We start from the raw sequence: 20666 nt of genomic DNA, 5'->3' as shown, positions 1-20666 counted from the left end.
ATAATATACATACATAATTAATTTAATCATTCAACTTTTTTATACGATTTTTTGACGTTCGTTTAATAATCATAGTATCAAAGTCCGAACAGATTCAGCGGGCGGCTTCCAACATAAGAGAGCACGCTTTTTGTTTCTGTATAAAGATCCAAGGTCTCAAGTGCCAACTCTCTTCCAAAACCGGATTGCTTATATCCCCCAAATGGTGTTCCGGGGAATGCAGAGATCGGAGAGTTCACCATTACAATACCAGCACGGATCGCAGCAGCAACACGATGAGCCCTTCCATGATCCTTCGTCCAAATGGCTGACCCCAAGCCGAAAATCGTGTCATTGGCTTGACGAATGACTTCCTCTTCGTCATTAAATTTCATAACTACTACAACCGGGCCAAAGATTTCCTCTTGGGCAACCCGCATGTCATTGGTTACATTTCCGATAATCGTCGGCATATACCAATGTCCTTTTTCAAAGGCGGGACCTTCAGGACGCTTACCGCCGAAAAGCACTTCGGCTCCTTCTTCCACTGCCAATTTCACATAGCTGTCAATGACTTTCTCATGGCTTGCAGAAATTACGGCCCCGATATGAACCCCTTTTTCAAAAGGATCCCCTACACGTAAACGAGAGGCTTTTTCAAGGAATTTTTCCATAAAGATATCGTAAATTTTTTCGTGAACAAACAGGCGTGAACGCGCTTCACAAGATTGTCCTGTATTATAGAAGATTCCGTAAAGTGAACCATCAACCGCAGCGTCAATATCACAATCGTCAAAGACGATATTGGGAGATTTCCCGCCCAACTCCAATGTGACACGCTTCAATGTGCCGGACGCACGGGCCATGATATCTTTCCCGGTCGCCGTCTCACCCGTAAATGCAATTTTGTCAATTCCCGGGTGCTCCGTCATATAAGGACCAATCTCTGAGCCGCTTCCTGTGATGACATTGATGACTCCTTCGGGAACACCTGCCTCGTGGCAAATTTCGGCCAGCATATAAGCAGTAATCGGAGTATAGCTAGCTGGTTTTAAGACAACCGTACATCCGGCAGCCAAAGCAGGTGCAATCTTCCACGCAGCCATCATTAAGGGATAATTCCAAGGTATGATTTGTCCGCATACGCCAACAGGTTCTTTTACCGTATAGTTAAAGAAACCGTTGGGAACCGGCTTTGTTTCCCCTCCTAATGTAATGGCTGCTGCAGCGTAAAATTCAAAATCCTCTATGGCCTGCATGATTTGGCCTTTGGCCGCGTCTACTGTCTTTCCGCTGTTGAGAACCTCAGCGCGAACCAGCTCATCAAAACGGCTTCTCATGATACTGGCAATTTTGTTCAACAACCGCCCTCTTTTAGCTCCTGTAAACTTCCGCCACTTCCCTGATTCAAATGCAGCACGTGCCGCTTCGACCGCTTTGTCTACATCTTCCTTTGTCGCTTTTGCAACAGTCGCCAGCACTTCTTCTGTGGCAGGGTTATGCGTTTCAAAAAATTCCCCGTTGCTGCTGTCCACGTATTGACCGTTAATGAATAGTTGATATCTCTCTTTGATCATCATGTAGAGCCCCCTTTATAATTTTTCAATAATAGTAGCGATGCCTTGACCAACTCCAACACACATGGTAGCTAACCCATAACGGCAATCTCTGCGCTTCATTTCATGAATGAGCGTGGTCACGATCCGGGCCCCGCTGCATCCCAATGGATGCCCCAGCGCGATTGCCCCTCCATTCACATTCACTTTGTCCATATCAAAACCAAGCTCTCTGATACAAGCAATGGATTGGGAAGCGAAAGCTTCATTAATTTCGATCAGGTCTATTTGTTTAACGGACAACCCGGCTCTTTGCAACGCTTTTTTTGTAGCTGGAATGGGCCCGATTCCCATGTAAGACGGATGTACGCCAGAAACAGCCGAAGTGACAATCCGGGCCATCGGTTTTAAACCCAATTCTTCAGCCTTACGCTTTTCCATGATCAAAAGCGCACTCGCTCCGTCATTGATCCCTGATGAATTGCCAGCTGTAACGGTTCCCCCCTCCTTAAATGCAGGTTTTAGTTGGGCGAGTTTTTCTAGGGTTGTATCCGGCCGCGGATGCTCGTCCGTATCAAAAAGGACCGGGTCTCCTTTGGGCTGGGGTATGCGGATCGGGACGATCTCATCCTTAAATCGCCCACTCTTGATTGCATTATTTGCTTTGTTTTGACTGAGCAGCGCAAATTCGTCCTGTTCCTCCCGGGAGATTCCATAACGGTCTGCAACATTCTCCGCGGTTTCCCCCAAACTGATGGGGGGATATTGTTTAGCCAAAGCAGGATTGACGAAACGCCAGCCAATGGTCGTATCTTGCAAGGTGTGATTCTGCCTCATTCCGCCAAGCTGAGGTTTCATCAATACGTAAGGTGCGCGCGTCATACTTTCCGTTCCACCGGCAATAAAGACATCTCCAAGATCTGATTTTATGGCTGACGCCGCTTTATTAAGCGCTTCCAAACCGGAGGCACAAAGACGATTCACAGTAACTCCAGGCACCGTTTCCGGCATGCCGGACAGCAGCACAGCCATCCGAGCCACGTTTCGATTATCTTCACCGGCTTGATTAGTACACCCAAATATGACATCATCTACGATGGAAGGATCGATCGGGTTTCTTTTCAGCAATTCCCGAATGACATGTGCAGCTAAATCATCCGGTCTTACATCTCTCAAGGCTCCGTTGTATCTTCCGATCGGCGTCCGAACGGCATCAATGATTACCGCCTCTCTCATCCCCGTTTTCTTCACTCCTCGATCTTGTAGTTATAGAAACCCTTGCCGGACTTTTTCCCCAGCCAACCAGCGTGGACCATCTTTCGCAATTTGGGAGCGGGCCGGTAGCGGTCTTCACCCAAGTTCCTATAGAGTCCCGCTAAAACCGCATAGACATCATCAATTCCAATTTCGTCCGCCCAGGCAAGTGGTCCCATGGGATAATTAGTTCCTTTGGTCATAGCGATATCAATGTCTTCAGCACTGGCAATGCCTTCAGTTAAAGCAAATACCGCTTCATTAATAATCAGTGACAAAATTCTAGGGAAAACCAATCCCACTTCGTCATCAACGATTTCAATTTCTTTGCCAAGCAGTTGAAAAAATTGCCGCGTGTGATCCAAATAGGTGGAATTCGTTTGAAGGGCCGGTGCTACCTCAATCAACTCCGCGCCCTCCCAGGGTGCGAATGCGGCGAATCCCACTAAACGACTGGGATATTTTAACCAGGAAGCGGTTTCAGTTGCTGTTACTCCAAGGCAGGTACTGAGAATCAAGACATCTTGCCCAATGAATGGTTCAATTTCCTGAAGATTATTCTTCTTCCGGTCGAGATCAAGATTGGTGGTTTCGATGACTAAATCAATGTCCTTTTCTTGTTTTTTTATTTCATTTCCGGAGACTACGTCATGCCCTCTTGTCTTCAATCCCATGATGATCGATTCAGTTAATGAACCGTCACCTACAACAGAAACTCTTAACTTAGTTGTCATAATTGTAATAACCAACACCCGCCTTTCTGCCTAGCTTGCCTGATTGCATCATCCGTTGCTGATAATAATGCGGGCGAAAGCGTTCTTCTCCAAAAAACCCCTGATGAACTGATTCGGTGGTGGAAAAATTAATATCGATCCCGATTAAATCTTGCAATTCAAAAGGCCCCATCCTGAATTTTCCTTCTTTTTTCATTATACGGTCAATTTGCTCAATAGTAGCCAAGCGTTCACCATGAATTTTCAATGCTTCATTGTAAAAAGGACGGGCGATCCTGTTCACAATAAACCCTGGCGTATCCTCACAAGTGACGGGGATCTTACGGAGTGCTTTGGCGAATTGAACAAGAGCCTTGACCGTTTCTTCCTCTGTTATTACCCCTCTAATCACTTCCACCAGCGGCATTAAAGGCACAGGATTGAAGAAATGCATACCGGCGACTCTTTCCGGACGGCGGGTAATACTCCCGATCTCGGTGATCGAAAGCGAAGAGGTATTTGTTGCTAAAATGGTTTCCTCGGAACAATACTTATCTAGTTGCTGGAAGATGTCTTTTTTTATACTTAATTTTTCGGGAGCCGCCTCAATCACAAACTGGCAAACCCGCATATCCGATAAGTCAGTACTCGTCTGAATTCGTTTATTTATTTCTTCTAATTCATCTCTTAATATTTTTCCTTTTTCAACCAGTTTCTCCAAGCGGGTTCTCATTCTCGTAAGAGACTCGATCACAATCTCTTCTTTGATGTCAAAGAGGAGGACGTTAAAACCGTTTTGTGCAACCACTTGTGCGATTCCGGACCCCATGGTGCCAGATCCGACTACCCCAACCGTAGTACTCGACATCTTTTCTACACCTCCTCTTGATCCATCTCGGAGTTCTGCCATCTGATAAACTCAAAGACACTGTGACAGCCGTTACAATAATATTGACGAACGAGTTGTGCGGTTCCGAATGGGGACAAGAGGGTGACATCGGTTGAATTACAGAATGAACAATGAGGGACCATTTGCTTCTCTGCCAACATAGAAATCCTCTCCAAATATTTCGATTTTGACTTGCCCTATTTCCATCACTCTATTAATATTACGTTTTTCATAATATCGTTTCTATAACATAATATTAAATTAAACTTTCTTTTCTGTCAATAAAGATCGCATTTTTGAGGTTAAATGAGCGAGTTATGGTTATGTTACCAAATGCCCCCATGTCCGTCGTCTTTCTACTCGGGCTGATCGCCACCCGACTGGCGGAACGGATCCGCATCCCTGCCACTGTCAATTGCTGATACCTACCTTTTGCAAACTTGTGGACGGGTGTTTTAATGTACTTGTTCTTGAGCCAAATGATGGGATTAGAAAAAGTACCATCGATGGATTTGAACAACAAAGATAAAAGTAGGGATCCATAACTTTCCACATTTAAGCATTTAAACACTCTCTTTCAAGCTCAACAGCAGCCTTCAAACTGAGTTTCATCAATCGATTGAAAGGCTATGCTCAGATAATAACGGATTGACTTAATACTTGAAGTTACATATAATCTTGCTTTATATTTGTTCATTTGTATTCCATCTAAGAATAGAGGCACCCCAGGTAAGCCCGCCTCCAAAGCCAACCAATAGCAGATGGTCACCTGCTTTAATCTTTCCGTTCTCGACTAACTCATCTAGCGCAACCGGTATGGAAGCGGCTGACATATTTCCGTATCGGTTCAGATTTACTGCTACTTTGTCATGAGAGATCCCAAGGCGTTTTACTGCGGAGTCGATGATGCGAATATTAGCCTGATGCGGAACGAGATAGTCTATATCTTCTATGGTTAAACCGGCTTTTTCCATCACTGATTTCGCTGAACTTTCCATCACGCGTACGGCAAACTTAAATACATCGGAACCTGACATTTGAATATAATGCTGACGGTTTGAAACAGTCTTGATACTTGCAGGGAGCCTTGATCCGCCAGCAGGGACTTTTAATAAATCACCGCCGCTTCCGTCTGATCCGAGATCGAACGATTTGAAACCGTAGCCATCCTCCACGCATCCCAGAAGCGTCGCTCCGGCACCATCTCCGAATAGAATACATGTGTTCCGGTCGGTCCAATCCACGATTTTAGATAAACAATCAACCCCCACAACCAAAACGTACCGATAAAGTCCGGTTTCAATAAATTGGGCCGCTGTTGTGATCCCATAAAGGAAGCCGGAGCAAGCAGCAGCCAAATCAAAGGAAGCCGCCTTTTCGGCCCCTAAACGATGCTGCAAAATGTTGGCGGTTGAAGGAAAAGATGTATCAGGTGTAACGGTGGTCACAATGATTAAATCCAATTGTTCTGCCCTGACACCGGCTTTTTTTAGGGCTCTTACCGCAGCTTCATACCCTAAATCGGATGAAGCTTGCTCCTCAGAAACAATCCTTCTTTCTTGAATTCCTGTTCGGGATACAATCCATTCATTTGATGTATCCACCATCTTTTCTAATTCATAATTGGTTAATACTTTTTCAGGAACATAAGAACCTGTTGCTAAAATTCCTACACTTTTTCGTTTCATCATTTAATAATCCTCCAAAACATTTTTGTTAACTTTCCGCCTCGAAAAGAACTGAAGCTTTAAAAAACGGTGTATAAAAGGACTTTATACACCGTTACACCGTTTTGAATTTGACAGATCAGCCCATATGAACCACCTTTTTTCCAAAATCCATCGAGCTGCTGTGCCCGGGCTGCAACCTGGCTTGCGGATCAATGTATGCCTTCGCATTATTAACAGCTGTAGGCGCCTCGCCAAAACCGACCGCGATTAATTTTACTTTTCCCGGATAGGTCGCGATATCCCCGGCAGCGTATATACCGGGAATATTGGTTTCCATTTTGGAGTTGACTAGGATGCCTCCTTTTTCCAGTTCGAGGCCCCACTCTTTAATCGGTCCCAGCGAGGTAACAAAGCCAAAGTTCACAATGACCGAATCCACTTCCAATGTTTTTTCTTCGCTCGTCTTGTTATTTCGGATTACCACTTTTTCGATTTTTTCATTTCCCAGCAAATCTTTGAGTTCATAAGGAGTTAATATATGAACGCGAGAGTTCTTGAGAGTTTCGACACTATGTTCATGGGCGCGAAATTTATCCCTGCGGTGAACAAGATGAACCTCCTTGGCGACGGGCTCTAACATTAATGCCCAGTCTACGGCTGAATCTCCACCGCCGAACACCACGACTCTCTTTTCGGCAAATGCATTGATGTCTTTGACAAAGTAGTGAAGATTTTTCTCTTCGAAGTTGGCCGCTTTCGGATGTTCCAAACGTCTGGGCTCGAAAGCTCCGGCGCCTGCCGCAATAATGATCGCTTTGGAGAAATGAACCCCTTTATCCGTAGTGATTTCAAATTGATCCTCATACTTTTGTACATCTAATACACGCTCTTCAAGGGCAACAGCCGGTTCAAATTGCATCGCCTGTTCTTGCAAAGCGTTCACTAATTCTTGGGCACGCACCTTCGGAAAACCGGCGACATCATAAATATATTTTTCCGGGTATAGAGCGGCTAACTGCCCTCCCAGTTGCGGCATACTTTCTATAATCTTTACGCTGCATTTACGCATGCCTGCATAGAAAGCAGCAAAAAGCCCGGTCGGTCCTCCACCGATAATGGTGATGTCAAATACCTTATCATCACGCTTCAGTTTCATCGTGTGTCCTCCTATACATACTATTTAGGCATTTAACCACGGATTGATTTGACTGAATTCTCCGGGTCCTTCTTTTTGCAGAATCTCTTTCACCTCATCGGGAATAGGGACGGAAAAGATTTTCCCCTCTTCTTGCTTCACCCATCCGCGCAGCTCATACCCGTAACCGGTTCTTGTATCACCCCGGTATACTTCGTGATGAAGCTTAATCGTTTTGCGATTGATTTCTGCTACCTGCGTTTGAATGGTAATAATATCATCGTAATATAATGGTTTTTCGAACGTACAACGGGCATCCAGAAGAGGCAGAATAATCTGCTGTTCGGCGGCAAGTTTTGCAGGGGATAATCCTACACTTCTGAAAAACTGATGTCCGGCGATATCAAACCATTTAAAGTAATTGGGATAATAGACGATTCCAGCCTTGTCGGTATCTCCCCAATTGACTCGTATCTGAAATTGGTTCTGTCTCATTTTTTACTTCCTCCTCTGACGTCCTGATTGGTTCCAGACAAGCCCCGATCACAATGGACTCGTTATCTGAAATAAAATCAGAAATCGCTTTTTGTAAACTAACTAGTTTTCTTTTATTCATAACATAAATTCACCTCAAAATATTATGAAATGATATGTCAGAATGTAGACTTTTAACTAATCCTGAATTTAAAACGCTGAATCTTGCCGGTTGTTGTTTTGGGAAGGGCATCTACAAATTCGATGATGCGAGGATATTTATAACGTGCCAAATGCTGCTTGGTAAACTCTTTCAATTCTTTGGCCAGGTTTTCTGACGGATCTACGCCATCCTTCAAAACTATGTACGCTTTTGGCATGACGAGATCATTTTCGTTGGTCACTCCCACAACAGCTACCTCTAACACCGCCTCATGCTGCAATAAACAATTTTCTATTTCTACCGGGGAAACCCAAATTCCGCCAACCTTTAGCATATCGTCAGACCTGCCGCAATACCAGAAATACCCATCATCATCCCGATAAAATTTATCTCCTGTATGAAACCATTCCCCCAGAAACTTCTGCTTGTTCTGTTCATGCAAGTTCCAGTATCCATGCGCAATGCTGTCTCCGCGAATCAGCAGATCGCCAACTTCATTTGGCGGCAGAGGATTTCCCTCTTCATTTACAATTTTGGCCTCAAATCCAGGTACAATCTTACCGGAACTTCCCTCCCGGATATCGCCGATTCGATTTGAGAGGTAAATATGGAGGGCTTCTGTAGATCCGATCCCATCCAATATATCCAGGTTATAGAGATATTTCCACTTACGTAGAAATACCACTGGAAGAGGTTCGCCTGCAGATACACAAATTCGAACAGAAGAGAGATCATAACGTTTATTGTTTTTCTCCGTAAAATCAATCATATGGCCATAAAGAGTGGGGACTCCAAAGAAAACGGTAGGCTTATACTTTTCGATCGCTTGCAGTACAACTTCGGGAGTGGGTCGTTCAGGAACCAAAACCGTTGACGCCCCTACTCCAAACGGGAAATACATGCCGCCTCCCAATCCATAGGCAAAGAATAGTTTGGATGCGGAAAAACATATATCGTTTTCTGTTAGTTTTAAAATATTTTTCGCATAGCTATTTAAGGCAAATTCCATATCGTGCTGCAAATGTATGACACCTTTGGGATTCCCGGTACTTCCTGAACTAAACAGCCAAAAAGCTGAATCATCATATTGAGTGTGGCAGGGTTTCAGATCTTCGCTTGCTTGCTCCATCATTTCATAGAAGCTTAGAGTTCCTTCAACTGTTTTGACATCGCTTTCAGAAATGACAATTACATGTTCGAGGTAAATAAAACGCTTTCTTAAATGCTGTATATTCTCCCAAAGATCTTGATGAATAATCAAAGCCCTGGCACGACTATTGTTTAGGTAATATTCATAGTCAGACGGTTGCATCATTGTATTCACCGGAATGGGTACAGCCCCTATTTTGATGGAACCAAAAAACGAGTAAATGAACTCCGGCGTATCATGACAGTTGATCAGAACCCGGTTTTCCATCTTTAAACCAAGTGTTTTCAGCATGTTGCCCACCTGGTTGACTCTCTTTTGCATTTGCCTATAGGTGATTTGTTCATCACGAAAGTAGATGGCAACTTTATCTCCCAGACCCTTATTCACATTTTCTTCGATAAACCTGGTGGAAGCATTATAAGGTAAGCCGATTCCGCGCAAATCCATCTCATCATCCCCTTAGCCTCTTTTCAATAAATGAGATAAAAGGGAGAAAGACCGGGGTCCGGGGGACGGGAACCCCGTCTTTAACAATAACGGGAATAGATTTGTCGTAAATCCGTGTGATTTTATCATTAAACACCTTGCCAATCGGGTTGGCGTTTTTCTATGAATGCGCTTAGTCCTTCTTTGGCATCTTCGGAGCGGAACAGAAGATTTTGCAGTTCCCCTTCGTAGCGGATGGCCACATTGAGCGGCATTTCCTTTCCGTTCATGATCGACAGCTTAATGTTGGATACAGCATAGGTGGCGCTTTTCGCGATCTTTCTCGCGTACTCCAGCGTTTTCGCCCTTGTTTCCGCTTGCGGGAACACTTTATTCACCAGGCCGATTTCCAACGCTTCATGCGGGGTCAGCAAATCGCCGGTAATATTCATATCCAGCGCCCGGGAGTATCCGACAAGGCGGGCCAGCCGCTGCGTTCCGCCCGTCCCGGCCAGCACTCCCAGGGTAACTTCTGGAAGTCCGATTTTTCCTGCTTCATCTCCCATGAAGCGAAGATCGCAGCCAAGGGCCATTTCCAGCCCGCCGCCCACCGTATGCCCTTCCAGGCAGGCAATATAGACTTGGGGCGAACGGGCAATTTTGTCCAGCGTTTCATTGCAGAATAAGCAGAATTGCGTCTTAAAGCGCGGTTCCGATGCTTTCAAAAAGTGAATGTCCGCCCCGGCAGAAAAGAATTTCGGCATATCACTCATGAGAACAACCACTTTTATTTCCGGGTCAAAGCGGATCTCGTCAATGGCTGCATTCAGTTCTTTGTAAAAGTCGAGGTTGTAAGAGTTGGTTTTATTAATGTGAAGATGGATTTCAGCGATCCCGTTATCCTTAACCAGTGTTAGATTTTCCTTTTTGATTGTGGTTGCAACTGACATTAGAAGTTCCTCCTCTTTGGATTCATCATGATGAATAGTTAGGCTTGCGCTTCTCCCTGAATGCAGCCAAACCTTCCAACCGATCGGCATGGTTTATGGTTTGCTTATAACAATCCCATTCCGCTTCCAACCCTTGTTGCAGCTGATTTTTAGAAAAACTGTCAATCGCCAGTTTTGCCAGACGAACAGAATTCGGGGAGTTCTTAGCGATTTCATCCGCAATTTGAAGCGCTTTCAATTCGGCCTGACCAGATGAGCAAACCTCTTCAACCAGATTGATCTCAAAAGCTTCTTTTGCGCTTAATTTTGCCGCAGTGTAAATTAACTTCTTCGCCATTCCAACTCCCACTAATCGAGGGAGTCTCTGAGTCCCGCCTGCTCCGGGAATAATTCCCCAAGAAACTTCTGTCAAACCGATGAGGGCATCTTCTTCCATCACTCGCAAGTCGCAAGAGAGAGCGAGTTCACATCCTCCACCTAATGCCAACCCTCTGATGGCCGCAATGGTAGGCATGGGCAAAGCGGCAATTTCATCAAATGTTTTTCTTAATAACCTGACGTATGAGATAATTTCTTGTTCATTCATGCTTTGTCGTTCTTTTAAATCCGCGCCCGCGCAAAAAGCTTTGCTTTCACCGGCCGTAAAGATAACCGCACGAAGATCGCGATTCACTGATAATTCTTTAATTTGAGATGCCAGATCTTTTACCAAAAATCCACTTAATGCATTGGCACGAGCGGGATTATTCAGTTTTACGATTCCTATATTATCTCGGATTTCGAAAATTACTCCGTGCGAAGACATTTTAAGCACTCTCCACACCGGTTAGTTCCTGAATAAATACTTCTTTTAACTTATGATGAAATTTTTGGTATAAATATGATTCTCTTGAAATATAACCTTCATCAACTAGTTCCGTTTTTTGTTCAATAGCTTTGATCCAAGCCTCAACTTCAGGAATGATCTGATCTAATGCTTCCTTGAACTTCCGCGGAACCGCTCCTCTGTCTTTCAGTAGTTGCTGTGCCCAATTTCGGGAATAAATAATGTGCTCTTTCTGTTCTCTTAATAGTTTGTTAACCCGTGTTGCGATTTCCGCATGATTGGCCTCAAGCACGGATTTTAGCACCAAATCCATCGCCGTATTGACTGTGAACAAGGCGGCAATGAGTGAAATCCAGTTGTGAACTTCCTCTACGCCTTTGAATGCTTTTCCTGTCTGTTTTTCGATATTAGGTTTTTTTCCCTTATGGCCTTTCAAATCAAAAGTCCAGTTATAAAGCAATCTTGCATGACCCAATTCCCCTTGAGCCATCGCAATCGCAGACAGTGTTGCTTCAAGGTTCGGCCCGCTGACACCAACCTCGACAAGCCGATCACCGAGTACATACTTATTGTCGGCAACCGTTTCAAGCAGTTCAATAAACGCCTTCAAACCTGCTGTTTGTTCTGCCATACTCACGAAACTCCCTCCTTTGCAAATAAGCCTTGCGGCCTTCTCACCCAATGCAATTGGTCTCTCCGGATGACACACATTTCGACCCAGTCTTCTTCATCGTAAGTGAAGGTGGCATACACTTTGGCCAAATCTTCCGTTTCCGCTTCCACTGTACCGATATGGATTAAATTGTCTCCACGTTTAACGCGAGCGAAAACGTCAAATTCATGCCGTCTTTCACTATGCGCACTCATCTTGAACTTACCCCCCAGTGCTTCATTTTTTCGCGGGCCTCTTGACTTAAGCGGTCAACCGTCCAAGGCGGATCCCAAACCACTTGGATGTTAACCTTTTTCACACCCGGCTCCTGCAACAACCGTTTTTCGATATCTCCTTCGATCCATTCCATGCATGCACAGGAGACAGAGGTATAGGTCATGGTGATGTCGATCGTACCCTGATTTTCCTGAATGTCATAGATAAGTCCCATATCTACGACACTGACCGGGAATTCAGGGTCCATCACCTCTTTTAAAGCATCCCAGTACCTTTGTGTATTTTCTTTCATCAGCTCACCTCTTTTCGAAGGGCTTCCAATTCCCGGGCTCCTTTTTGAATTCTCTCAACAAACTGCTTGTTTTGAGGCCCGCGTTGTTTAAAGCGCTTGATCACATTCTCCCAAGTATCCGGCTGATCAAAAAGCCACTTTTTATTTTCTACATCGAATTTGCAGGGGAAAGGAACATCGAGGACATATTTTCCGGTTCTTTCATCATAATGTGCCGGTACTTTGACCCCGATTGATTCACAGAAAGGCACAGCCGTGGACAGCCATTTCTGACGGAGTTCGTCATTTGTTCTTCCTTTCAGCTTATACTCAAGCTGTTGAGACCGTTTTTTTAGATTATCCGCCACACCGAAGAATTCCAAGGCCATCAAAAACATCCAGTCCACAGCGCGTTGAACTTCTTCTCTTAATTCAGGATCTTCCATCGCAGATCTCATGATGATTTCGCCATTCCGCAGGTGAAATAACTCTTCCTTGTCTACTTTGACCAACGCCCGTTTCCAGGGACCATAAGAGGTATGTTCATAGGCATCTCCCAACAAAGTGTATCCGGCACGATCAAACAACGCATTGAAGACACCCAATTCGATCCAGTTAGACAATTCAAAATCAAAAGCATAAGGGTTTTTAAAGCGGTTCGGAGCACGATTATACAATAGTTCATCGGTATCCTCGCCCAGATCTTTTAACAGCCGATAGGCGATGTGTGCGTGACCGATTTCATCCTGCATGATGGCCAAAGCCGTAATCTTATGGTTCAACGTCGGAGCTTGGTCATAAACCGTCAATAACGGGGGAACGCTTAATAACTCTGTATCTCCGACAATCAACAAAGTTTGTTTTAGGGCTTGGAGGTATTCTTCGTTCATATCCTCCACTCTCTCAACGATGAAACCTTGTTTGATTTTTTCTTTTAAGAGGGCAGCCTGTTCCATCTTGATCCACCTCTCTATTATGTTTTTTTGTCTAACGTTTATCTAACGTAATAGTAAAATATACCGTAAATTCTGTCAAGTAAATTCGCTGATTCGAAAAGCCCCCTCTTTACCCTCTATAAGACCGCCTGTAAACGGTCGAGGTGCATATACAAACAATTCACTCGCCACCAGATCATGGGCAAACGCAGCACAGTTCACGGCGAAAAACGGCTTATCCTTTCTCAAGCTTAACGCCGTAGTAAAATGTTTCATATGATCCTGATTTTTGCTCCCTATTATCTGCGTTTCATTACGAAAAACCTAGCATGAAGCTGGAATAAAGACGTAGACAGAGGAAAGGGGATAATTTAATGAAATAATCGAATATTTGAGCCATTGAAAACAGAAAGCCCATAGCTTTATATTACGTATTAAAGGCGATAGTCAACAAAATGTATTGAGGAGGATGATCGTATGACCTCTGTGACGAAAGAAACAATCGGCAACAAATATGTAACCGTCACCAAAGAAGACGGAATTGCTGAAATTCACTTTAGCATCAACAAGACCAATACTTACAACCTCGACTTCTACCGCGAATTGAACAACGCCATTGACGATATCCGATTTGATCACGATATAAAAGTGGCCGTTCTGATCAGCGACACACCCAAATTTTTCTCTGCAGGAGCGGATGTCAACTACCTACGATCCTGCGATCCCCGAACAAAAACCCAATTCTGCTTATTCTGCAACGAAACGCTGGACAAAATGGCCCGCTCTCCACAAGTCTATATTGCCTGTCTGGAAGGACATACAGTAGGTGGGGGACTGGAACTGGCCATGGGCTGTGACCTGCGTTTCATGGGGGATACAGCCGGGAAAGTGGGGCTTCCTGAGGTTGCTCTGGGCGTTCTCCCCGGCACTGGTGGAACCCAAAGGCTGTCACGTCTCATCGGGTATTCCAAAGCATTGGATCTCTGCATTACCGGAGAGCTGTTGACACCGCAGGAAGCGTTGGAAGCAGGAATCATTAACAAAGTCTTCCCCCAAAACGAAGTGCGGCAAAAGACGTTAGAATATGCCAAGAAACTTGTGAAGAGTGCTACCTACGCCGTCTCCAATATTAAACTTTCCATCATGAACGGTAAAGAGATGCCTCTCAATGTGGCTATCCGTTATGAAGGAGAACTTCAGAACCTGCTGTTCCGTTCTGAAGATGCCCAAGAAGGCTTGAGTGCGTTTTTGGAAAAACGGCAACCGAATTGGAAGGGTGTCTGATGACCTGAAAATTACTTTCCATGCAATACCGGTCGTAACAGGAATCCGTTACGACCGGTATTGCCTATGCTTTCACAAAAAGGCGGGGGTTGGTATGTACTACCGGGGTATAGGTATTCCCTACAATGCAGCCACACGTTTTATTGATGAAAACGTGGAACAAGGGCGAGGAGACAAAACGGCAATTTATTTTGAAGACCGGCAAGTTAGTTACAAAGAATTGCAGGAGATGACCAATAAAACCGGAAACGGGCTAAAGAGCTTAGGGGTTGACCTGGAAAATCGTATCCTTTTACTGTGCCATGACTCGCCCGAATTTATCGCTTCCTTTTTCGGTGCCATCAAAATAGGGGCAGTACCGGTACCGGTTAATACGATGTTGCATCCTACCGATTATGAGTATTTTCTTAACAACAGTCGCTCAAAAGTATGCATCGCCCACGAAGATCTTTGGGAAAAAATCAAGCATTTAAGAAAGCGCTTTCATTATCTCCAACACGTGGTAGTGATTGGAGATACTGTGGATAAAAGAGAAGTAATACCTTACTCCCGATGGATGGAAGAGGAGTCTGGGTTATTGGAATCGGCCCACACTGTAAAAGACGACACTGCTTTTTGGCTGTTCAGTTCAGGCAGCACCGGCAGCCCGAAAGGGATTATTCACCTTCAGCACGACATGGAGTACGCCTTAGACCATTACGCCAAACAGGTCCTAAACATGTCAGAAGAAGATATCACCTTCTCGGCATCTAAACTCTTTTTCGCTTACGGTTTGGGTAATGGCGCGTATTTTCCTTTAGGTTGCGGTGCCTCGACTGTCCTGATGCGGGAACGCCCAATACCAGAAAATGTCTTCCATACAATCGAGCGATATCGCCCTACAATCTTTTTTGGTGTCCCAACTCTATACGGCGCAATGATCAACTGGGCACAACAAACCAGAAAACAATATGATCTCTCTTCTATCCGTATCTGTGTATCAGCGGGAGAGCCTTTGCCCTCTGTCATTTACGAGAAATGGAAAAAAATGTTTGGTGTTGATATCTTAGATGGAATTGGTTCAACAGAAGCCACTCATATTTTCATTTCCAATCGCATCGGAGATATCAAGGTGGGTAGCTCAGGCAAGTTGGTTCCCGGTTACGAAGCAAAGATTACGGACGAACAAGGGCAAGAACTTCCTCCCAACGAGGTGGGCGACCTGTTGATAAAAGGGGACAGCATTGCCCATTGTTACTGGAATCTTCACGATGAGAACAAGCGTCGCTTTATCGGGGAATGGTTCCACACAGGGGACAAGTATTATCGGGATGAGGAAGGGTATTTCTGGTATTGCGGACGATCGGATGACATGATGAAGGTTGGAGGAATCTGGGTTTCACCGGTTGAGATTGAGGGTGTATTGCTCCAGCATGAAGCTGTGATTGAAGCCGCTGTCATCGGGATTACAGATAAAGAAAACTTAGTACGAACCAAGGCTTATGTCGTGTTGAAGGAAGGATTTGAAAGCTCCGAGGCCATGAAAGAAGAACTGAAGGAGTTTGTGAAACAGAAGCTGGCATCGTACAAATGCCCAAAGGAACTGGAATTTATCGACGAACTACCCAAAACAGCTAACGGTAAAATTCAGCGTTTTAAATTAAGAAGCCTAGCTGACTCTGTCCCCTTCAAAGCTTAAGGTTCAAGGGAGGAATAATATGCCATCTTCGAAAATAATGTCCTTGGAGGATGCAGTGTCCCGTCACATTCAAAACGGAGATTCCGTAGTGATGGGAGCCTGTCTGGAATCCATGATACCCTTTGCCGCTGCATATGAAATTGTTCGTCAAAAGAAGAAAGACTTAACATTAATTGCTCCTATCTCGGATATCCTGTTCGATATATTAATCGGCGCAGGAAGAGCTAGAAAGATTATTGCAGCATGGTCCGGCAATGTCAGCGCCGGTTTGGGATACAACTACCGACGATCAATAGAACAAGGAATTCCCCACCGAATTGAAGTAGAAGACCACAGTAACTTCTCTCTGGGGCTTGCTCTATTAGCCGGTTCCATGGGTGTTCCTTTTCTTCCCACCCGTTCCCTTTTAGGAACGGACTTACTAAAAAGTAATCCCCGTTTTCACGTGCAATCTTTGGGAGAAGAAACGCTGGTTTATGTTCCTTCCTTGAACCCCGATGTCGCCATTTTGGGTGTTCAACGCTCCGATATCGAAGGAAATGCCCATTTCTGGGGAAATCTTGGATTATTTCAAGAGGCAGGGATGTCCAGCAGAAAGGTCATTCTGCTGGCAGAAGAAATCGTGCCTAAAGAAGTGATAGCCAGTGATCCCAACCGTGTAATGATTCCCGGATTCAAAGTGACGGCTGTGGTTCATTGCCCGGGATTCGCCCATCCCTCTCCGGTACCCGGTTATTATAAACGAGATCACGACTTCTTTACGGAATATCACCGGGAAACCAAGAAACTGGAAGGTTTTAAAAACTGGTTGAACACCTGGGTTATCAGTATAAACTCTCACAATGAATATCTTGCCCGACTAGGACAACGATTTGAGAAGTTAAAGGTAAAGGAACCGCTTTTTGCAGCCCCTGTTAATTATGCTTATCGATGAACGGAGGGACCCCTTTGGAATATACAACCGAAGAATTGATGGTGGTTGCAGCAGCTAGAGAAATCCGAGACTCGGAAATCGTTTTTGTCGGTATGCGTCTACCGATGCTTGCGTTCTGTGTGGCAAAACGATTACACGCCCCAAATGCTATCGGATTCTTTGAATGCGGAATTGTCCGAGATGAACCCCCGGAAGAATTGTTGTACACCATGGGCGATCCAGCTAATATCGCGGGAGCTTCCTGGTGCACTTCCACCAACAACCTTATGTTTTTAATGCAACAAGGGTTGATTGACATCGGTTTTATCGGTGGAGCAGAGATTGATCAATACGGAAATGTGAATACATCTTATCTGGGTGATTATACTTCACCCAAAGTAAAGCTGCCCGGTAGTGGCGGAGCTGCGGATATTGCCTGTCTTTCCAATCGATTGATGGTTATTATGCCTCACGAAAAAAGAAGGTTAGTCAAAAATGTAAACTATATCACTTCCCCCGGTTATGGAACGGGGCCCGGTTGGCGACAAGAAACAGGTCTTCCCAGAGGAGGAATCAAAGCATTAATTACTAATCTGGGGATTCTACGTGCCGATAAAGTTACGAAGGTTCTTATCGTCGACACAATTCATCCAGGGATATCCAAAGAGCAGATCATCGAAAATACTGGATGGGACATCCAATTCTCACCTGATTGCTCTGAAACTCCTCCTCCTACAGAAGAAGAACTTGAAGTCCTTCGTTCAATTGATCCTAAGGGTTTTTGGACAAAGCGACAAACATCAGAGGTGAAAACTCCACAATAATATTTGATCCTCCTGCATTCTGGTGCAGGAGGATCAATCTTTTAATATAGTATTTAAGTATTGAACTCCTAAACGTGTACATTAATCCCCAAAAATGGGTTAATAGCACCTTCACGATTTGGCAATACTTCATTGTCCGGAGCTGGTTGATAACACTCTTCAAAAAATTGTACAGCTCCATTGGACACCAACTGATGAATTTTCCAAAATAGTTCTCTGGCCTTTATACCACTCCATTTTTGAGGAAGAAGATCCAGCGGAAAACCCGGATCCTTAAAAAGAAACTTTCGATATTCATGAACCAAGATCGTTCTTTCCTTAAAACATTCCCGATTGCTCAAGGTACCACTATATATGGCCTGCTTTATTTCCTCATATCGAGCCTCACAATATTGAATAAACTGTTTATATTCATTTTCGATTTTTTCAAGATCCCATCCCCGTGTAATTATATCCTCGTTTTCGTGTGAAACGATGGAGTCTGTTTGGAAGAAAAAGACATAGGGTTCTAAATGATATTCCCTAACCATGTCCATTACTTTTTCTTCTAAAGGATTAGGGCTTATCCATGTGCTGTTGGAAATTAACCCAAAGCCGAGCCACGTAAGTTCCTTACGGATTTGTGTACGTAACTCCCTTTTTTCTTCCGGTATTGAATAGGTTAGTACACGCCATAAACGGTCCCATTTATGGTTTTTGATTGAGTAAACCCTCCGAACACCATCTTCAATGTTCCGTTTTCCTTTATCCGTCAATGAATAGTAGCTTTTATTCCCGATTCTCCGTACCTTAAGCAGATCTTGGTTGACCATCCTCATTGTTGCTCCACGGACGGACTGCTCCGAGATCCCGAATTCCCCCATCAGACGGATTAGGCTTCCAATCCAAATTTCTTCCCCATAGTACTGAATGTAGTCACCGTACAGTGTAAACATCAAAGATCGAGGTCTCATACTATAACCTGCCCACAAGTGAGATCAGCACCATTATATAAGGATACGTTGGATAGTTCAATGTTTACGCCATTAACCAAGGACCCGATAAAGCGTTTTCCGTGGTACTCTCTTGTTCCAACAGCTTTCGTACCTCTTCGGGGATCGGGACTGCTGATAAGTGATTGCCCGATTTTTTAACCCATCCACGTAACTCATATCCTTGTCCTGTTCGGGTGTCTCCCCGCATAATGACGTGATGCAAACGGATTGTTTTCCGGTTAATTTCGGCGACACTGGTAATAATGGTGGCGATATCGTCGTAATACAAGGGTTTCTCAAAAGTGCAACGGGCATCCAATAACGGAAGAATGATTTGTTCTTTTTGCTCCAATTCGGAAGGGGACAGCCCGATACTTCAGAAAAACTGATGCCCGGCGATATCGAACCATTTAAAGTAGTTAGGGTAATAGACGATCCCAGCTTTATCTGTATCGCCCCAATTCACCCTAAATTGGAAGCTGTTTGTTCTCATAAGCTTCACCTCTTTATTACACGTTGGATGGAAACGGTACCTGATTAGGTTTCTCAATCTTAACATGTTAATTGTTGTTGGTGATCGTTTCTTTCGTCACAGAAATCATGCGACCATCCTTCTCAATGCATTTTAATCACGACCGCCTATAATACGTAATATAAAAAAGAGTGCATTTGTTTTCAATTATTGAAATATTCTGTTTTTCCTTTTTATTTGTGTCTCTTCTCATTCTACATCCTTTTCCCGGCTGTATTCTAGGGATTTTCGTTTGAATTAATTCGGAAACCTCGGGTTTGGAACACCATAAAGTCATAACCGTTGTTCCTTAGTCTTAGTTGCAAAAAGGAAACACCCGTCATTGCGTAATTCGTAACATAGGCTGAGGTATTTTTGAGGGCATTTAATATTACTTTTTGAAAACGATTTACTAAAAAGCATATTTGTGAAAGAAAAAGCTCAGATGACTTCACAGTACCTCTTGGAATGGCAAAATCAACTTCACTCCCTCAATTCCGTTCTGCTCCAATCCTCCCCCTAATATATTGAATGTGGATCTTACAGGGGAGGATTGTGTTTTGTGTTTATCAAAAATTGCTTAACGCCACGCGAACAGATTTTGACCGTCACGCCCGACGCCCGTTTGGAACAGGTAATCGAAACGTTGCAAGCCCATCAGCTCCATACGATTCCCGTCGTCGATCGGTTTAACCGCTTTCTCGGTATCACCGGATACGGCCACATGATGAAAGCCTTCTTGGACAACCGCCGCTCTTGGAAGGAAGGTACTGTAGCCGACACGTTGGAGCCCATTCGTCCGTTGACCATTTTCAGTGATTTTGAAGAAACGTTGCCCGTCATCGTACGCCATCCGTTTGTACCGATTGTGGATGGAGACCGGATGACATTTCTCGGGATAGTGAAGATCAGTGATATCGAGAACGCACTGTCATCCGCTTTTGGCACAAACATTCCAGGTATCCGTCTCTTGTTGGGCGTGGTCATCGACATGCCGCATCAACTGGAACACGTGGTGGATGCAGTCAAACCTTTTGATGTCAACATCATCTCCATCACCACGTTTGATGCCGGCGATCCGGCGGCGCGCCGCATCTTGCTGAAAATCGAGCTGACTCCCCATCTGTCCGCCATCCAGCAACGTCTTGTGGACAAAGGATTGCGCGTCCTCAGTGTGAAAGAACGGCGAATTCCGTGATCAC

The 20666-nt window shown here is 44.5% G+C and carries 22 protein-coding genes and 1 pseudogene; 5 read left to right on the top strand and 18 right to left on the bottom strand.

The window, feature by feature from the left end; all coding sequences use genetic code 11:
- Positions 1–77: 77 nt before the first annotated feature.
- The 16 genes from KI215_RS02100 to KI215_RS02030 all read right to left on the bottom strand — a co-directional run bounded on the left by KI215_RS02100 (position 78) and on the right by KI215_RS02030 (position 13556).
- Positions 78–1559, bottom strand: coding sequence for an aldehyde dehydrogenase family protein (locus KI215_RS02100; RefSeq protein WP_212773956.1), 1482 nt, complete (start codon positions 1557–1559; stop codon positions 78–80).
- A gap of 12 nt (positions 1560–1571) precedes the next feature.
- Positions 1572–2771 carry a thiolase family protein gene (locus KI215_RS02095; RefSeq protein WP_212773955.1) on the bottom strand — a complete coding sequence of 400 codons (1200 nt, stop codon included), beginning with the start codon at positions 2769–2771 and terminating at the stop codon, positions 1572–1574.
- 11 nt (positions 2772–2782) lie between these two features.
- Positions 2783–3523, bottom strand: coding sequence for a 3-hydroxyacyl-CoA dehydrogenase family protein (locus KI215_RS02090; protein ID WP_212773954.1), 741 nt, complete (start codon positions 3521–3523; stop codon positions 2783–2785).
- Positions 3513–4370, bottom strand: coding sequence for a 3-hydroxyacyl-CoA dehydrogenase NAD-binding domain-containing protein (locus KI215_RS02085; RefSeq protein WP_212773953.1), 858 nt, complete (start codon positions 4368–4370; stop codon positions 3513–3515). Before KI215_RS02085 ends, KI215_RS02090 begins: the two co-directional genes overlap by 11 nt.
- Before the next feature lie 5 nt (positions 4371–4375).
- Positions 4376–4534, bottom strand: coding sequence for a PaaD-like zinc ribbon domain-containing protein (locus KI215_RS16230; protein WP_420830178.1), 159 nt, complete (start codon positions 4532–4534; stop codon positions 4376–4378).
- 540 nt (positions 4535–5074) lie between these two features.
- Positions 5075–6082: a beta-ketoacyl-ACP synthase III gene (locus tag KI215_RS02080; protein ID WP_212773952.1), complete on the bottom strand. Its 1008-nt coding sequence runs from the start codon at positions 6080–6082 to the stop codon at positions 5075–5077.
- 115 nt (positions 6083–6197) lie between these two features.
- Positions 6198–7217 (bottom strand): NAD(P)/FAD-dependent oxidoreductase, encoded by a 1020-nt coding sequence (locus KI215_RS02075; protein WP_275956731.1) that lies wholly within the window; start codon positions 7215–7217, stop codon positions 6198–6200.
- A 24-nt stretch (positions 7218–7241) separates the two neighbouring features.
- A complete protein-coding gene (locus KI215_RS02070; protein ID WP_212773951.1) occupies positions 7242–7691 on the bottom strand; it encodes an acyl-CoA thioesterase in 450 nt (149 codons plus the stop codon).
- A gap of 173 nt (positions 7692–7864) precedes the next feature.
- Positions 7865–9430, bottom strand: coding sequence for a benzoate-CoA ligase family protein (locus tag KI215_RS02065; RefSeq protein WP_212773950.1), 1566 nt, complete (start codon positions 9428–9430; stop codon positions 7865–7867).
- A 128-nt stretch (positions 9431–9558) separates the two neighbouring features.
- On the bottom strand, positions 9559–10359 hold the full coding sequence (locus KI215_RS02060) for an enoyl-CoA hydratase/isomerase family protein (protein WP_212775015.1): 801 nt from the start codon (positions 10357–10359) through the stop codon (positions 9559–9561).
- 25 nt (positions 10360–10384) lie between these two features.
- Positions 10385–11164, bottom strand: coding sequence for an enoyl-CoA hydratase-related protein (locus KI215_RS02055; RefSeq protein ID WP_212773949.1), 780 nt, complete (start codon positions 11162–11164; stop codon positions 10385–10387).
- Between the two features lies 1 nt (position 11165).
- Entirely contained in the window at positions 11166–11816 is a 651-nt protein-coding gene (locus KI215_RS02050) for a Phenylacetic acid catabolic protein (protein WP_212775014.1), read from the bottom strand.
- Between the two features lie 2 nt (positions 11817–11818).
- Positions 11819–12052, bottom strand: coding sequence for a hypothetical protein (locus tag KI215_RS02045; RefSeq protein WP_212773948.1), 234 nt, complete (start codon positions 12050–12052; stop codon positions 11819–11821).
- A complete protein-coding gene (locus KI215_RS02040) occupies positions 12049–12366 on the bottom strand; it encodes a metal-sulfur cluster assembly factor (RefSeq protein ID WP_212773947.1) in 318 nt (105 codons plus the stop codon). Before KI215_RS02040 ends, KI215_RS02045 begins: the two co-directional genes overlap by 4 nt.
- A complete protein-coding gene (locus tag KI215_RS02035; protein ID WP_212773946.1) occupies positions 12366–13301 on the bottom strand; it encodes a Phenylacetic acid catabolic protein in 936 nt (311 codons plus the stop codon). Before KI215_RS02035 ends, KI215_RS02040 begins: the two co-directional genes overlap by 1 nt.
- A 75-nt stretch (positions 13302–13376) precedes the next feature.
- Positions 13377–13556 (bottom strand): sigma 54-interacting transcriptional regulator, encoded by a 180-nt coding sequence (locus tag KI215_RS02030; protein ID WP_212773945.1) that lies wholly within the window; start codon positions 13554–13556, stop codon positions 13377–13379.
- Between the two features lie 201 nt (positions 13557–13757).
- Between KI215_RS02030 and KI215_RS02025 the strand changes: the two genes are divergently transcribed.
- The 4 genes from KI215_RS02025 to KI215_RS02010 all read left to right on the top strand — a co-directional run bounded on the left by KI215_RS02025 (position 13758) and on the right by KI215_RS02010 (position 17979).
- The gene (locus KI215_RS02025; protein ID WP_212773944.1) at positions 13758–14564 is read left to right on the top strand and encodes an enoyl-CoA hydratase/isomerase family protein; all 807 of its coding nucleotides are present in this window, start codon (positions 13758–13760) and stop codon (positions 14562–14564) included.
- Between the two features lie 94 nt (positions 14565–14658).
- A complete protein-coding gene (locus tag KI215_RS02020) occupies positions 14659–16242 on the top strand; it encodes a benzoate-CoA ligase family protein (protein ID WP_212773943.1) in 1584 nt (527 codons plus the stop codon).
- Positions 16243–16261: 19 nt separating this feature from the next.
- Positions 16262–17176, top strand: coding sequence for a CoA transferase subunit A (locus KI215_RS02015; RefSeq protein ID WP_212773942.1), 915 nt, complete (start codon positions 16262–16264; stop codon positions 17174–17176).
- Positions 17177–17190: 14 nt separating this feature from the next.
- Positions 17191–17979: a CoA-transferase subunit beta gene (locus KI215_RS02010; RefSeq protein ID WP_212773941.1), complete on the top strand. Its 789-nt coding sequence runs from the start codon at positions 17191–17193 to the stop codon at positions 17977–17979.
- A gap of 68 nt (positions 17980–18047) precedes the next feature.
- On the opposite strand, the gene KI215_RS02005 is transcribed toward KI215_RS02010, so the two are convergent.
- Together KI215_RS02005 and KI215_RS02000 are read right to left on the bottom strand one after the other, a co-directional pair.
- Positions 18048–18932 carry a PaaX family transcriptional regulator gene (locus KI215_RS02005; RefSeq protein ID WP_212773940.1) on the bottom strand — a complete coding sequence of 295 codons (885 nt, stop codon included), beginning with the start codon at positions 18930–18932 and terminating at the stop codon, positions 18048–18050.
- Between the two features lie 64 nt (positions 18933–18996).
- A pseudogene (locus KI215_RS02000) lies at positions 18997–19446 on the bottom strand (acyl-CoA thioesterase).
- 580 nt (positions 19447–20026) lie between these two features.
- Here KI215_RS02000 and KI215_RS01995 point away from each other — a divergent pair.
- Complete coding sequence (locus KI215_RS01995) at positions 20027–20662, top strand: CBS domain-containing protein (RefSeq protein WP_212773939.1); 636 nt, start codon at positions 20027–20029, stop codon at positions 20660–20662.
- The last annotated feature ends 4 nt before the right edge of the window (positions 20663–20666 follow it).

The organism is Polycladomyces abyssicola (genome assembly GCF_018326425.1).
GTDB lineage: Bacteria > Bacillota > Bacilli > Thermoactinomycetales > JIR-001 > Polycladomyces > Polycladomyces abyssicola.
The sequence above is the reverse complement of the archived record's forward strand: the minus strand, read 5'-3'. Positions and strand labels throughout refer to the sequence as shown.

Excerpts from the sequence above, each read along its gene's own strand:
- KI215_RS02100 (WP_212773956.1), bottom strand. The coding sequence starts at position 1,559 with ATGATGATCAAAGAGAGATATCAACTATTCATTAACGGTCAATACGTG.
- KI215_RS02095 (WP_212773955.1), bottom strand. The coding sequence starts at position 2,771 with ATGAGAGAGGCGGTAATCATTGATGCCGTTCGGACGCCGATCGGAAGA.
- KI215_RS02090 (WP_212773954.1), bottom strand. The coding sequence starts at position 3,523 with ATGACAACTAAGTTAAGAGTTTCTGTTGTAGGTGACGGTTCATTAACT.
- KI215_RS02085 (WP_212773953.1), bottom strand. The coding sequence starts at position 4,370 with ATGTCGAGTACTACGGTTGGGGTAGTCGGATCTGGCACCATGGGGTCC.
- KI215_RS16230 (WP_420830178.1), bottom strand. The coding sequence starts at position 4,534 with ATGGTCCCTCATTGTTCATTCTGTAATTCAACCGATGTCACCCTCTTG.
- KI215_RS02080 (WP_212773952.1), bottom strand. The coding sequence starts at position 6,082 with ATGATGAAACGAAAAAGTGTAGGAATTTTAGCAACAGGTTCTTATGTT.
- KI215_RS02075 (WP_275956731.1), bottom strand. The coding sequence starts at position 7,217 with ATGAAACTGAAGCGTGATGATAAGGTATTTGACATCACCATTATCGGT.
- KI215_RS02070 (WP_212773951.1), bottom strand. The coding sequence starts at position 7,691 with ATGAGACAGAACCAATTTCAGATACGAGTCAATTGGGGAGATACCGAC.
- KI215_RS02065 (WP_212773950.1), bottom strand. The coding sequence starts at position 9,430 with ATGGATTTGCGCGGAATCGGCTTACCTTATAATGCTTCCACCAGGTTT.
- KI215_RS02060 (WP_212775015.1), bottom strand. The coding sequence starts at position 10,359 with ATGTCAGTTGCAACCACAATCAAAAAGGAAAATCTAACACTGGTTAAG.
- KI215_RS02055 (WP_212773949.1), bottom strand. The coding sequence starts at position 11,164 with ATGTCTTCGCACGGAGTAATTTTCGAAATCCGAGATAATATAGGAATC.
- KI215_RS02050 (WP_212775014.1), bottom strand. The coding sequence starts at position 11,816 with ATGGCAGAACAAACAGCAGGTTTGAAGGCGTTTATTGAACTGCTTGAA.
- KI215_RS02045 (WP_212773948.1), bottom strand. The coding sequence starts at position 12,052 with ATGAGTGCGCATAGTGAAAGACGGCATGAATTTGACGTTTTCGCTCGC.
- KI215_RS02040 (WP_212773947.1), bottom strand. The coding sequence starts at position 12,366 with ATGAAAGAAAATACACAAAGGTACTGGGATGCTTTAAAAGAGGTGATG.
- KI215_RS02035 (WP_212773946.1), bottom strand. The coding sequence starts at position 13,301 with ATGGAACAGGCTGCCCTCTTAAAAGAAAAAATCAAACAAGGTTTCATC.
- KI215_RS02030 (WP_212773945.1), bottom strand. The coding sequence starts at position 13,556 with ATGAAACATTTTACTACGGCGTTAAGCTTGAGAAAGGATAAGCCGTTT.
- KI215_RS02025 (WP_212773944.1), top strand. The coding sequence starts at position 13,758 with ATGACCTCTGTGACGAAAGAAACAATCGGCAACAAATATGTAACCGTC.
- KI215_RS02020 (WP_212773943.1), top strand. The coding sequence starts at position 14,659 with ATGTACTACCGGGGTATAGGTATTCCCTACAATGCAGCCACACGTTTT.
- KI215_RS02015 (WP_212773942.1), top strand. The coding sequence starts at position 16,262 with ATGCCATCTTCGAAAATAATGTCCTTGGAGGATGCAGTGTCCCGTCAC.
- KI215_RS02005 (WP_212773940.1), bottom strand. The coding sequence starts at position 18,932 with ATGAGACCTCGATCTTTGATGTTTACACTGTACGGTGACTACATTCAG.